11 protein-coding genes are annotated in these 13195 nt (G+C 45.5%); 6 read left to right on the forward strand and 5 right to left on the reverse strand.

The annotated features are described in order from the left end of the window. Positions 1–92 precede the first annotated feature (92 nt). The 3 genes from ACLGGO_RS03150 to ACLGGO_RS03160 all read left to right on the forward strand — a co-directional run bounded on the left by ACLGGO_RS03150 (position 93) and on the right by ACLGGO_RS03160 (position 5101). Entirely contained in the window at positions 93–956 is an 864-nt protein-coding gene (locus tag ACLGGO_RS03150; RefSeq protein ID WP_446367125.1) for a Tab2 family RNA-binding protein, read from the forward strand. A 68-nt stretch (positions 957–1024) separates the two neighbouring features. After that, the gene (locus ACLGGO_RS03155) at positions 1025–2353 is read left to right on the forward strand and encodes a TldD/PmbA family protein (RefSeq protein WP_446418242.1); all 1329 of its coding nucleotides are present in this window, start codon (positions 1025–1027) and stop codon (positions 2351–2353) included. A gap of 132 nt (positions 2354–2485) precedes the next feature. Then, the gene (locus ACLGGO_RS03160; RefSeq protein ID WP_446418243.1) at positions 2486–5101 is read left to right on the forward strand and encodes a chloride channel protein; all 2616 of its coding nucleotides are present in this window, start codon (positions 2486–2488) and stop codon (positions 5099–5101) included. 283 nt (positions 5102–5384) lie between these two features. Here ACLGGO_RS03160 and ACLGGO_RS03165 read toward each other — a convergent pair whose 3' ends face one another. Both ACLGGO_RS03165 and ACLGGO_RS03170 read right to left on the reverse strand, forming a co-directional pair. Then, positions 5385–6398 carry a hypothetical protein gene (locus ACLGGO_RS03165; RefSeq protein WP_446418244.1) on the reverse strand — a complete coding sequence of 338 codons (1014 nt, stop codon included), beginning with the start codon at positions 6396–6398 and terminating at the stop codon, positions 5385–5387. A gap of 75 nt (positions 6399–6473) precedes the next feature. Further along, positions 6474–6683: a hypothetical protein gene (locus tag ACLGGO_RS03170; RefSeq protein ID WP_446338648.1), complete on the reverse strand. Its 210-nt coding sequence runs from the start codon at positions 6681–6683 to the stop codon at positions 6474–6476. 61 nt (positions 6684–6744) lie between these two features. Here ACLGGO_RS03170 and ACLGGO_RS03175 point away from each other — a divergent pair, with 61 nt between their 5' ends. Together ACLGGO_RS03175 and ACLGGO_RS03180 are read left to right on the forward strand one after the other, a co-directional pair. Continuing rightward, positions 6745–7104: a hypothetical protein gene (locus tag ACLGGO_RS03175; protein ID WP_446418245.1), complete on the forward strand. Its 360-nt coding sequence runs from the start codon at positions 6745–6747 to the stop codon at positions 7102–7104. Continuing rightward, positions 7076–8404 (forward strand): ATP-binding protein, encoded by a 1329-nt coding sequence (locus ACLGGO_RS03180; protein ID WP_446338646.1) that lies wholly within the window; start codon positions 7076–7078, stop codon positions 8402–8404. The genes ACLGGO_RS03175 and ACLGGO_RS03180 overlap by 29 nt, the downstream gene beginning before the upstream one ends. Positions 8405–8516: 112 nt before the next feature. Here ACLGGO_RS03180 and ACLGGO_RS03185 read toward each other — a convergent pair whose 3' ends face one another. From ACLGGO_RS03185 to ACLGGO_RS03195, 3 genes are all read right to left on the reverse strand, one after another. After that, positions 8517–9191, reverse strand: coding sequence for a histidine phosphatase family protein (locus tag ACLGGO_RS03185; protein ID WP_446338645.1), 675 nt, complete (start codon positions 9189–9191; stop codon positions 8517–8519). Positions 9192–9424: 233 nt separating this feature from the next. Further along, a complete protein-coding gene (locus ACLGGO_RS03190; RefSeq protein ID WP_446418246.1) occupies positions 9425–10441 on the reverse strand; it encodes a serine/threonine protein kinase in 1017 nt (338 codons plus the stop codon). Between the two features lie 251 nt (positions 10442–10692). Beyond that, positions 10693–12153, reverse strand: coding sequence for a PAS domain-containing sensor histidine kinase (locus tag ACLGGO_RS03195; RefSeq protein ID WP_446418247.1), 1461 nt, complete (start codon positions 12151–12153; stop codon positions 10693–10695). A 547-nt stretch (positions 12154–12700) separates the two neighbouring features. Here ACLGGO_RS03195 and petJ point away from each other — a divergent pair. Beyond that, positions 12701–13033 (forward strand): cytochrome c6 PetJ, encoded by a 333-nt coding sequence (petJ, locus tag ACLGGO_RS03200; RefSeq protein WP_446338642.1) that lies wholly within the window; start codon positions 12701–12703, stop codon positions 13031–13033. The last annotated feature ends 162 nt before the right edge of the window (positions 13034–13195 follow it).

The following is a 13195-nucleotide window of genomic DNA, read 5'->3' on the forward strand; positions in this document are numbered from 1 at the left end:
GATACATCACTGATAGTTCCTTGGGAGTACGTCCCGGAGCGGATCACTAACCCGTATTATTAGAAGAGGGGTTAGATTATAACAGTCTTGGCATGACGATTATTTGGGAACTCGATTTCTATTCGCGTCCAATTTTGGACGACAATCAGAAGAAAGTCTGGGAAGTCTTAATTTGTAAGAGTCCTTTAAACATCCATCAATCCTCAGACGACATATTTCAGTACGCGCAGTTTTGTTCCAACCAGCAGGTCAACTCCTTATGGTTACGGCAATCTATAGAAGAGGCGATCGCGCAAGCGGGACAAAAACCCAAAAAAATTCGCTTTTTCCGGCGTCAGATGAGCAACATGATTAGTATTGCCTGCCAAGAGTTAGGCATTCCGGCGATCGCGAGTCGTCGGACTTATACCCTAGATCGCTGGCTCCAGGAGCGGATGCAGGACGTTTATCCCCATCAACCCGGATATCAGTCCTCAGCCGCCGCGTCTTCCTTTGTGCGCTACCAACCTCAGGTTCCCCAACCCTTACCCGACGCCATCCAAGGACAAAAATGGGCATTGGTGAGCTTGGAAGCCGGAGCATTTGCGGAAATGGAAGAGTGGGACATTGACTTTGGCGAAGCCTTTCCCCTGTCAATGATGAAACTCGCTCCAGATACGCGCATTCCCGGCATAATTATTTTCTCTGATCGCGCCAAAGCCTTAGCCGCTTGGATGTCTGGCTTAGAACTGGCGTTTGTTAAATTTCAGGGAGGCGTCACCCCTAAGTTATTACTGGAAACGGGTGCTAGTGATAGCTGGATTTTAGCTAATATAACCGATACCCAAACCCTAGCGGAAGCTCAAGGATTTGAATCTGCCAAAGAAAACGCCCAGTTCGTACATTTTCTCGCTGTGCAGTCAACGCCAACCTCAGAAACCTTTGCCGGATTTTGGTTGTTGCAAGAGCTAAAGTAGCGCTTACTGGGTTAGGGGTTCACCACCATAAGCCGGAAATATAAACAGAATAATTAACTCTAAACATTATGGAGTCTCCAAATTTGTCACCCGCCCTCTTGAGCGAGCAACTCTTAGATCTGGCACTCAAAGCCGGAGCCAAGGATGCTGAAGTCTATCAGTCGCGATCGCTGTCTCGACCTGTATTATTTGAAGCGAATCGCCTCAAGCGGCTAGAAAGTAGTCAATCAGAAGGGGTGGCGCTACGTTTATGGAAAGATGGACGTCCAGGATTGGCGGTTGCTTATGGTGGGGTGAATCCCCAAGATTTAGTGGATCGAGCTATCGCCATTAGCGCCCTGAATGAATCTGAATCGGTGGAACTAACACCAGGACGAACGGAAAGTTATCCCGACTTGGGCAAGTTCGTAGCGGTAGAAGAATTGGTCGTCATGGGCAAAGAAGCGATCGCTCAAATTCGGGATGCCAATCCAGATGTCATCTGTACGGCGGAATTGGAATGTGAAGCAGAAACCACCCGTTTGATCAATTCTCAAGGCTTAGATTGCCACTACACCGACACCACACTTAACGGTTTTTTCTCCGTAGAATGGGTGCGTGGTGATGACTTTTTATGCGTATCTGATGGTCAAACTCAACGAGAGGAGCTTAACCCAAATAAGGTCGTACAAGCAATTCTGCAACGCTTAAACTGGGCGCAAGCCAATGTTTATCCCCCCATCGGTCAAGTGCCAATCTTGCTCACAGCCAAAGCCGCAGATTTGCTCTGGGATACCGTACAAACCGCTTTGAATGGGAAGCAGGTTTTGGAAGGCGCTTCACCTTGGAGCGATCGCGTGGGTCAAGTGGTCAGTTCCCTCAATCTCACCCTCTCTCAACAACCGAATACAGGTCCATATAGCTGCCCTTTTGACGACGAAGGTACGCCCACTCGACCCCTACTATTAATTCGAGAAGGGCAATTGCAGCAGTTTTATTGCGATCGCACCATAGGGCGATTAATCGGAGGAGGCAGTACAGGTAATGGATTTCGCCCCAGCTTAGGCAGTTATCCGACCCCAGGCTTAGTCAATATCATGGTGCAACCGGGTAAAGGATCGTTGAGAGACTTGCTACGTCAACTCGATGATGGATTAGTAATCGACCAAATCCTCGGTGGTGGAGCTGGCATATCCGGTGACTTTTCTGTCAATGTTGATTTAGGGTATCGCGTTTGCAACGGTACGATCATCGGTCGGGTGAAAGACACTATGGTCGCGGGTAACGTCTATACCGCCCTTAAGCAGATTATTGCCCTCGGTGAAGATGCGGATTGGAATGGTCCATGTTATACCCCATCCTTAATTTTAGAAGGACTCTCGGTCACCGCTTCCGAGCAAACCTCTATTCTGATTTAGCCCGTTAGGGGAGTTATCAGTTATCAGTGAGCAGTTATCAGTTATCAGGAGCAGGGGAAGCAGGGGGAGCAAACAAAGAAGGCATGATAAATGATAAATGACAAATAACCAATGACAAATGATAAATGACCAATGATCAATCCCATACGTCAATGGTTACTACCCAAGCGACGTTTGGCGATCGCAGAAGCCTGTTTAATTGGGGTGGTTTCTGCGCTATCCGCCGTGTTACTCCAACACAGCATTGGCTGGCTCGGTTCATGGCGCATTCATTTTTCTGAACAATTTTCGCCATTTTTAGTTTTACCCGCCTTCGGACTGGTATTGGGAGCGCTGTCTGGATTCCTAGTCGAGTACTTGGCACCCGATGCTTCAGGGAGCGGTATTCCTCAGATTAAAGCCGCACTTGCCCAATATCCCATCGCTCTAGATTTGCGTGTAGCGCTAGTCAAACTCGTCAGTAGTATTTTAGCGATCGCGGGAGGACTAACCCTAGGACGCCAAGGACCTACTGTGCATATTGGCGCAGCGTTAGCGGCTCAGTTTAGCCGTTGGTTCCCCACATCCCCAAGCCATCGACGACAGATCATTGCGGCGGGGTCAGCGGCGGGTTTAGCGGCGGGGTTTAATACCCCAATCGCGGGTATTTTGTTTGTGGTTGAGGAATTACTCCATGATTTTTCTGGGTTAACTCTAGGAACGGCGATTCTCGCCTCATTCATCGGTGCGGTGATTTCCCGGATTTTAGGGGGTCGTAGTCTCGATCTGAACCTGGAACTGAGTCAGACGACCAATAGTTTTTCCGCCCTGGAAATTCCTTTTTATTTGCTGCTGGGTCTTTTAGCGGGATTACTGGCAACATTATTTAATCGCGGGATTCTGTTTTCGTTGACGTTACAGCGCCGCTTTCATGTCTCTTTGGCGGTGAAAATGGGGCTAGCTGGATTAATCTGTGGTTGTGTGGTGTCTCTGTTACCATCAGATTTTCGCAATAATCGTGGGTTGCGGGAGTTGTTAATTACAGGCGCAGAAACTTGGCAATTCACTAGCCTCGCCTTAGTAATCTACTTTTTTCTCACTCTCATTTCTTACGGATCGGGCGCTCCTGGGGGTTTATTTCACCCCTCACTGGTTTTGGGTTCTGCTTTGGGTCATCTGGTGGGCGTCGCTAAGTTGTCTTTTTTTGGTTTTGGATCGCCGACGACTTACGCTTTGGTCGGGATGGGGGCATTTTTTAGTGCGGTATCCAAAGTTCCCATAACCGCGATCGTGATCATATTCGAGATTACGGCGGATTTCAATCTGGTTTTACCGTTAATGATCACCTGTGTGGTGTCTTACCTGATTGCCGATCAACTCTCCAAAGGTTCGCTTTATCAGCGTCTGTTGGAATGGAGGGGGTATATCTCCCCGACTGAAAAAGTAGACAAGGGTTCATTGACTGGGTTAACCGCAGCGGATTTGATGCAACGGCGGGTGGAAACCTTATCGCTGCAAATGAGCCTTGATGACGCTTTACAAACGGTGTCTAGCTCGACGCACCAAGGGTTTCCTGTGGTAGATGAGGGGACACTGGTGGGGATTATTAGTCAATCAGATATTACAAATGCGACAAAAATGCAAGGTAATCCCCCCCGCTGTGCTTTTCCCGGAACCACACCCTTAACGGATATTATGACGCCACACCCGATCACGGTTAAGCCGACGGCGAGTTTAGTGGATGTGCTGTATTTGCTCAACCGTTACCACCTCAGTCGTCTCCCAGTAACTGAAGGGCGTAAGTTATTAGGAATTATTACCCGCAGCGATATTATTCGGGCGGAATTAGATCAGCTAGATCGTAAGACAACTCAACCCGGCTCACAATTGACACCCTCTTGTGTGGTTTATCAAACCCGCGCCCCAGAAACTGGACGAGGACGGTTATTAGTTCCCATCGCCAATCCCCAAACTGCGCCGATTTTAGTCAGACTCGCCGCCGCCATTGCCCGCGATCGCGATTATGAATTGGAATGCTTACAGGTGATTATCGTCTCCCGCAGCAATTCTCCAGCAGAAACTCCAGTAAAAACAGCAAAAATTCGTCGCTTATTACGTCAGGCAGAAAAGTGGGGACGAGATTGGAATATACCTGTTCACACTCAAATACGGGTGAGTCAGGATATTACTCAAGGGATTCTAGAAACCATTAAAGAACGACATATTAATCTGATTCTGATGGGGTGGAAAGGCTCAACCTCAACCCCTGGGCGCATTTTTGGCGGGGTGGTGGATGGGGTGATTCGACAGGCGCCCTGTGATGTGATGGTGGTGAAATTCGGTGAGATGATGCATCCGCCTTATATCCCTCCCTTCTTTCAGCGTTGGTTGATTACCATCGCCGGGGGTCCCAATTCTCAACGCGCCTTGGAGTTTATTCCGGCGTTAGTTCCCTTAAGTGGTAAGCCCCTAGATATTCAATTATGCCAAGTCTTTGATCCAGATGATACGCTGATGAATACAACAGCCCTAGAAAAAGCCAGCAACTTTTTAAAGGGGCAAATGAATGGTCGGATTCGCCAGATTCCCATTCGCGCCAGTGAGGTATCTGATGCTGTTGTTCATTTAGCCAATGACCAATTCTGTGATGTTGTGGTTTTAGGGGCAAGTCGGGAAGGGCTGTTACAGCAGGTGATTCAGGGGAATATTCCCGAAGCGATCGCGCGACGGGTTAAGAGTACAGTTATTTTAGTTCGCAGTGTGACATAATTTTTCTTACAATTCCTATTTTTTCCAGGGAAGCTTTGTCCCCATTTCAGTTAGCGCTGAGAAAACCAAATAGAGGATAAGACAGCTAACACCTGCCCAAAAAAGAACTAAATCATTATCCATAATTTGCTAACTCTAAAATCATTTTTGAAACAAAGCATGACTTGGTTGCCACAAAATCCCTAAAATTTATCAATGGATAATTAATAATTGTCAATTATCAATTATTAATTATCCATTGATAAAGGCGGATTTGGTATAATGGGATATTGATATGACACATTCAGCGTTTTTTCTTCGACCCAGAAGAGCTGCTACTACTACCAAAACTAGAGGAACTATTTCTGGATGAATTAGGTTTAGGTTTTGATTGGTTAGATCTTAAATTACTACTCCCGTAACCAGAACCCGTAGTTTTGCTACTCGATGAAGACGGGGAGGAACTTGTTGAGGAACCTGTCGATGGTGGAGCAGATTGAGTTGTTGTGGCTGGATTTCTTGTTCCCGGTGGAGTTTTCGGTATTGTCGATTTATCCGTTGGCGTTGATGGCGTCGTACTGGATGAATTTGTGGATTCGGGTGAAGTTTTCGGAGTCGTTGTTTGACTCGTGGTTGACTTCCTCAACACTCCCGATGTGCGTAACTGATTGTTCGACACCGCAGGCGGTGGTGTATTGTGGTTGCTTTTATATTTAGCTACCGCTTGGTCATAACTTGAGGCATGATAGCCACTATACAGCACTTGACCTGATCGATAGGGGGGTGGAATATAATATCGAGGAGAATTAAATTCCAGTTCAATCTCAATCCCCCCGTCACTCTCAAAGGGTTGCCAGTACGTTGATTCCTCACGCACAATGACCATTTCATTATTACTGGCTCCTTCCGTAACCGCGTGGATATATTCAATCTGAAAATCTGGACTCAAATGCAAAACGGCTTGGTTATTCTGCTTATGTAGATAACTTTGTTCTCCAGCATTGAGTTCCCCTTGTGTCAGGGGTATCATTTGCGGATTCGTCGTGCTGTACGCCGCGCCTGTATAATTCATCAAAAATAAGGTATACTGCCCATTGGCGTCATTGTAGGTCACTTGCTGGAGAGCATACTTCCCATCAGTGAGTCGAGTTTGAGACGATACGGTGTTGGTGTCCTGTCGCCCAGTAGACTGATAAGAGTTGGTTGAATCCTGACAAGCCACTGTTGTCCAACACAGCGCTACACTGAGAATAACGGGCGTAAATTTGCGGAACCTTCGGCGTGGCGTACCCATAACTGCTTTTAAAGAATTTTTCATCGCTACTACTTTAAACTTTAACTCGTGATTATTTAAGGAAGGAAGGTTGTTAACGTTTAGACATGACGCCTCGGCTTAGCCAATAGCCAAACTGGGGATGAGTGTCTGTCTATTACTCAAGATTAGGTCTTGGATTATATGCGCGATCGCGAGTTTTGTTAAATTTCTTAACCGATTGTTCCCAGTTCCCGGAAAATCCCTGGTGTGACACTGAACGGGTGGGGAATCTCTTGACCAAACCAATATAATATCCTGATTTCGGCTAAGGCGTCCAGAATATTGCATAGAAAACCGATGGAAGAGTGATCGCAATCTTCACACCGACGCGAGCAAGTTGTAGGAAAAAATGAATAAACGACTATTGAGTGTCAGTCTGCTCTTCCCTATTTTACTCCTTGAGGCAGCTCACAGTTTAGCTTATCCTGGAAACACAGCGACTCAAGCATTCGTATTTTCCAGACTTAGCCAGAGAACATCTCAAGTTACATTTGCTACAAGAGAGTCCCCCTCATTTTTCCTTACAGCTAGGAAAGAGAAACCGAAAACCTGTCGGTGGGCGGGCTATTGTGACGATGAAGATAACGAAGATGAGAATAACGAGGATAATGAGACAGGTGCGATCGCGTGGCGAGATGCTATGTCTTTCAACGACAATAGAATAAGGATGATGAGGACTTATGGGACTAGATCTACCGAGATTTTATAAAGCGTGCAATCCAAGCAAACCCTTAACCGCAGGGGAAGTGGAAGATCAGAACTATTATATTGATTTTTCCCCCGTTAGAGGGAACCGAATTATTCAGTCACTGCGACGCACAATTGCCCTAATTTCACCAGATGAACCCACCTGCCAACTTTTTACAGGTCATATTGGCTGTGGTAAGTCTACTGAATTACTGCGACTCAAAGCTGAGTTAGAAGATCAGGGATACTATGTGGTTTACTTTGAGTCATCCCAAGACTTAGATATGGCGGATGTCGATATTACTGATATTCTCCTCAGTGTTGCTGGTCGAGTCAGTGAGAGTTTAGAAGCGATTAAAATTAAACTTCACCCCGGTTATTTTGCCAATCTTTTTAGTGAAATTGCCGATTTTCTGCAAACTCCGATTGAATTGAATGCCGAAGCAGAACTCTCGATTGGTATTGGTAAAATTACCGCCAAAACCAAAGAAAGCCCAAAACTCCGCCGCCGCTTACGGGAATATTTAGAACCCCGTACCAGTGGTATTTTAGAGTCGATTAACACTGAACTTTTAGGACGGGCAAACACCGAACTGCGGCGACGGGGAAAAGCGGGACTGGTAGTGATTGTCGATAATTTGGATCGGGTGGATAATCGTCCGCTTCCCTCGGAACGCTTACAACCCGAATACTTATTTATTGACCGAGGTGACCAATTACGGAAACTGAATTGCCACGTTGTTTATACTATTCCGCTATCGTTAACCTTCTCTAATGATGTCGAAATTCTGAAAAATCGATTAGGAGGTGGACTACCGCCGACTATTTTACCCATGGTTCCTGTGCGCGAACGGGATGGATCAGAATGTAAGGAAGGGATGGATTTGCTGCGACAAATGGTCTTAGTGAGAGCATTTCCTCATCATACTCCAGCACAACGATTAGCCTTACTTCCAGAAGTCTTTGATAATGCTGAAACCTTAGATCGTCTCTGTCAAATCAGCGGGGGTCATCTGCGAAATTTATTGGGACTTCTATTTGGCTGTTTGCGACAAATGGACCCCCCAATCTCGCGGGATTGTTTAGAAGGCGTGATCCGCGAAAGTCGGGATTACCTCACCTCATCTATTGATGATGAGGAGTGGGAATTGTTATTTCAGGTGGTACAACAACAGACAGTGAAAGGAGACGTGGAATACACGACTTTACTCCGTAGCATGTTCGTCTATGAATACCGCGATCGCAACGGGAATTGGTTCTCTATCAATCCAGCTTTAGAAGAGACACAGAAGTTTCAAAATTGGTTGAGAGAAAACACCTAAAATGACGGTTGGTGTAACTCTACTTAGCAACAATTTTAGGGGCGTGTTTAGGGATTCAATGATGAGACAAACTTAAAACAAAACAACAAAACCAGCCCCTACAACCAAAATTTTACAAGTTTGTAAAATTTAGACCTTTCTCGATAAATTCTGGAATAATTAAATGATGCCACTCCAGTTTTGTCAACTCAGTATTAGCAAAACGCTGACCCAATACATCCACAGGATTTGTGTTTTCCGTGATTATACCAACTAGAATCCGGATTGAACCGATATGACTACAAATCAGAACCTTATTCACCTTACCCGTTTGCGTTGCCTGAGCCAGCTCAATCAAAAATGAGAAAATCCGTTGAGCTAATTGTGCATAACTTTCGCCATTTTCTGGTGCGTAGTTTAAATTTCCAGCCGCATATTCGGGAATAAATCGGAGTTTCCCTCCTTCTAATACCCCTAAATTACGTTCATTCAGGCGCTCGTCTTTGTGGATACTGCCCACGCTGATCCTGCTGCTAGTTATAGCAATATCTAACGTTTTATAGGCGCGTTTTAATCCGGAGGCAAATGCTAAACTGTAATCCGGATCAAGTTGAGTTCCTAATACCCTGGCTTGATCTTCTCCTTGAGGCGTTATGTCTACGTCTTGAGAACCGGCAATTCGCTTTTCGGCATTGACGGTGCTTTGAGCATGACGAAAAATGTGTAATGTTATTGGAGTTGCTAAAATCAAAGGGTATTTTAGGTGTTTGCGGATGTCTTGCCAACTAAGAAATTTGTCATTGTTCATTCATTTTATTTCCTTTGAGGCAATAGAAATTGAAGCAACTCTTGAGGGGCGGCAATGTTCCTATAATCCCTTTAACAAACATAACTTTACTACTCTAAGTTCTCTGGATAAATGAAGAATCCCGCGCTGTAATCAAAGATTTCAGCGTCGGGAGTGTCAATGTAAAAGCGAAGTATCCGAGCCGAGTCATAATTGGCATAACCTAGTAGATAGACGATCGCGCGATCGCAGAGTTATTCTTCGGTTTCTGGTGATTTTAAATATAAGGGGGATGAGACGGAGGGGTTAACATCTGGAGATGATTCAGGAATAAACTTTTCCCAAAATCCCATTCCTTCAATACTGGCAGATACCACGCCAGCGGCTATGCCAACTACCCCTAAAATCCCGACAACCATCGCCCAACGGGGTGGTTTAGCTAATCCAGAAATCACACCACCTCGCTGTACTCCCAACAATTTTAACCAATCCAGCACAGACTTGGGACGTGCTTCGGGTTCGAGTTTCATTCCCGCCAGAATCGCTTTATTAACGCGCTTAGAAATTTGAGGATTAATCTGTTTTGGGGGAATTAAATCTGCCTTACCCTTTTGGCGATCGCTAGAGGTGGCGGGTAGCTTCCCGGTTAAGAGGACATACAGCGTTGCGGCGAGGGAATAGACATCCGTACAGGTTCCGTGCGATCGCGTCTTCGACTTAAGTTCAATCGGGGCAAAGGCTTCCTCTTGCCATCCCAAGATTAAAGGATACTCAAATTTCCCGCCCAGGTCAAAATCAATCAGTACCGCCTCATATTGACTCGCCCGCACCATAATATTGGCAGGTTTTACATTCCGATGCAGCAATCCCTGCTGATGGGCGGCGATTAGCGCCTCCCCCATCTGCTGAATATAACTTAACGCTTCCTTTTCCGGTAAAACTCGTTGAGACAGATTCCCTAGATTCCTTCCCCGAATGTACTCCATCGCCAGACAGAACCACTGTCCTTCCACAAACGTCTTGTATACCTTGACAACATGAGGATGCTTACATCCCTCTAGCCTCCGCGCCTCATCGACAAACTTACATTTGAGACTTTCCCGACGTACAGGAGTAAGCTGTTTGAGTCGATCCTCATTCAGCGTTTTGATAACCAGTTTGTTTCCTTGTGCGTCTGTCGCTAGGTAGGTAATACCGAAGCCTGCCTTACCTAACGTCTTTTCAATGGTGTATTGACCATTATGTAGTTTCTGCCCTATTATCCACGCCATCGCCTGTGCATTTAAACCCTTTGTTTCTATTTTGGCAGATTTGTCATTTGTTCATGGTTCATGGTTCATTGGTAATCCTCTTCCCCATCTCCCCCATCTCCCCCATCTCCCCCTGCTTCCCCTGCTTCCCCATGGGAATTGGGCGAAGCTTATGCGCTCTTGTGTTGGCATAAAACCGAGACATCTGGGCGCATAAGCTTCGCCCCTACAAATGCCCCATCTCCCCCTGCACCTGGAACCCCCGTCATCCCTCATCCTTCCTGCGCCAACGGAATCGCCACGATAAACTGGCTTCCCTTTCCCTCCTGGGAAATACAGCGGATTTGACCCTGGTGCTTTTCCACGATGATATTATGAGCGATGGATAACCCTAACCCTGTCCCCTTCCCCGTGGGTTTGGTGGTGAAAAAGGGATCGAATAAGTGATTCTGAGTCGCTTCTGGCATTCCCGGTCCATTATCGGCAATGGTAATCACCGCCCACTGCGTCTGAGGGGCGCGATCGCACCCTAACCCTATCCCCTGCTTCTGCCAATATTCCCCCCTTTTTACGGCTGTAGAAAGCGTAATTTTTCGCGGTTCAGGCTGATTTTCTAAGGCGTCAATTGCATTAGAAATCAGATTCATAAACACTTGATTAAGCTGACTGCCATAGCACATAATAGGCGGCAGATCTCCATACTTTTTAATTACCTGAATTTCCGGGCGTTCAGCTTTGGCTTTGAGGCGATTGTGCAAAATCAGTAATGTACTTTCTAACCCTTGATGAATATCAACCAACTCCATCTTCTGCTCATCCAGACGTGAGAAGTTCCTCAAAGACAGCACAAGATCTCGAATGCGGTTGGCTCCGATTTGCATAGAAGACACCATTTTCGGTAAATCTTCAACAATAAACTCAATATCGTCCTCCTCGATAATAGCTTCAATTTCAGGTATCTCCACCGGGCAATGTTTCTGGTAAAGACGCAAAACATGTAAAATGCTTTCCACATACTCGCGAGTATGAACCAAATTGCCGTAAATAAAATTGACAGGATTATTAATTTCGTGAGCAATTCCAGCCAAGAGTTGACCCACACTGGACATTTTTTCACTTTGAATCAGTTGAGTTTGAGTTTGTTTAAGCTTCTCCAGTGCTTCCTCAAGTTGTTGTGCCTGTTGTCGCGCCTTCTGTTCCGATTGTTTCAAGGCTTCCTCTACCTGCTTACGCTCAGTAATATCGAAGCGAATTGCTAAATATTGATAGATTTCTCCGTTGTCATTCAAAAATGGAACGACGGTAGTATCTACCCAATAATAGGTTCCATCCTTGGCTTTATTCTTGATTTCACCTTTCCAGACTTTACCCGATGCAATCGTAGTCCAGAATTCTTTGAAAAATGCTGGTGGATGATGACCTGATTTAATAATACGATGAGTTTTGCCAATTAACTCTTCTCGACGATATCTGGATATTTCACAAAACTTATCATTGACATAGCGAATCACACCTTGCTTATCGGTAATCGCCACGATTGCGGCTCGATCTAACGCAAATTCCAAATCTGATAATTCTTTGAGCGTCCGCTCCAACTTTCTCGCCACAAAATTTTTCTGTCCAATCCCTAGGTTCGTTAGAGTATCTATAGGATCTCTGAATTCTGTATTCACCCGCCCATTCATTTCACAATTATAAGAACTCTCTTGCTGATGAATCTTTTCGGCTGTCATCTTAGGTTTGCCTTTACTTAACTACATCTATTCATGTTTACGGATTAACCGCGATTTATAGATATTTTATTCGTTTCCCAATCAGCAATGTGTGATTTACTTCACCATTGTGGGATGTTTATAGTAAAAAAAATGGAACCTATTTTAGATTTGTATCAAATAGTAAGGAAATTTTTACAGACTGTTTTCAAACTTAATATTTCCTGAAAATTTAATCAATTTTTAGGGTTTATCGTTCAAGCTCTAATTTAATTTTTTCTTCCCCAGCTCCCCCAGCTTCCCCAGCTCCCCCAGCTTCCCCAGCTCCCCCAGCTCGCCATAGTGCCATGGCACGTCTGGAACATCCTTCCCGGCGTCTCGGCTATTTGAATTGGAACGAAACTCTGGATTAGGCGCGTGTCCTGTTAAAATTTGTAGAAAGGCGGACAATATTGCATCATGCCTATAGCATCGGATTGATGGATTAGGTCAATTCTGTCCCAAATTGCTGCAATTTATAATTGAGCAATAATACTTACTGTCTGTGTTTGAGAAGAGGAGAACTACATTGAAGAAAATTCTGTCCATCATTTTACTTGCCGTCGCTGTGTTTGGTTTGGCATTCAGCCGTCCGGCTCTAGCTGCTGATACGACAAAAGGAGGTCAAATCTTTGGTGCCAACTGTGCAGCTTGCCACATGGGTGGTGGTAATGTCGTTATGGCAAATAAGACCCTGAAAAAAGATGCCTTGGAGAAGTATGGCATGGACTCCATGGAAGCAATTGTTACCCAAGTAACAAACGGAAAAGGGGCTATGCCTGCTTTTCGCGGACGCTTACAACCTGACGACATTGAAAACGTTGCGGCTTATGTGTTAGAGCAAGCTGAAAGTGGCTGGTAATTAAGATCCGTCACATTGTAGAGACGTAGCATGCTACGTCTCTACAGTGTTGTTGGGGGTGGGTTAATTCTGGGGAGCGGGGCGGGTTTATTCACATCTGGGTGAGATAGAAACGATAATAATGAAACCCGCCCCTACAGACACACCATGGCACGTCTCTAC

It is taken from the genome of Coleofasciculus sp. (assembly GCF_046565525.1).
GTDB lineage: Bacteria > Cyanobacteriota > Cyanobacteriia > Cyanobacteriales > Coleofasciculaceae > Coleofasciculus.

Bases quoted from the DNA above. Each gene is read 5' to 3' on its own strand.
- ACLGGO_RS03155 (WP_446418242.1), top strand. From the start codon at position 1,025: ATGGAGTCTCCAAATTTGTCACCCGCCCTCTTGAGCGAGCAACTCTTA.
- ACLGGO_RS03180 (WP_446338646.1), top strand. From the start codon at position 7,076: ATGGGACTAGATCTACCGAGATTTTATAAAGCGTGCAATCCAAGCAAA.
- ACLGGO_RS03195 (WP_446418247.1), bottom strand. From the start codon at position 12,153: ATGACAGCCGAAAAGATTCATCAGCAAGAGAGTTCTTATAATTGTGAA.
- ACLGGO_RS03190 (WP_446418246.1), bottom strand. From the start codon at position 10,441: ATGGCGTGGATAATAGGGCAGAAACTACATAATGGTCAATACACCATT.
- ACLGGO_RS03185 (WP_446338645.1), bottom strand. From the start codon at position 9,191: ATGAACAATGACAAATTTCTTAGTTGGCAAGACATCCGCAAACACCTA.
- ACLGGO_RS03150 (WP_446367125.1), top strand. From the start codon at position 93: ATGACGATTATTTGGGAACTCGATTTCTATTCGCGTCCAATTTTGGAC.
- ACLGGO_RS03160 (WP_446418243.1), top strand. From the start codon at position 2,486: ATGATCAATCCCATACGTCAATGGTTACTACCCAAGCGACGTTTGGCG.
- ACLGGO_RS03170 (WP_446338648.1), bottom strand. From the start codon at position 6,683: ATGCAATATTCTGGACGCCTTAGCCGAAATCAGGATATTATATTGGTT.
- ACLGGO_RS03175 (WP_446418245.1), top strand. From the start codon at position 6,745: ATGAATAAACGACTATTGAGTGTCAGTCTGCTCTTCCCTATTTTACTC.
- ACLGGO_RS03165 (WP_446418244.1), bottom strand. From the start codon at position 6,398: ATGAAAAATTCTTTAAAAGCAGTTATGGGTACGCCACGCCGAAGGTTC.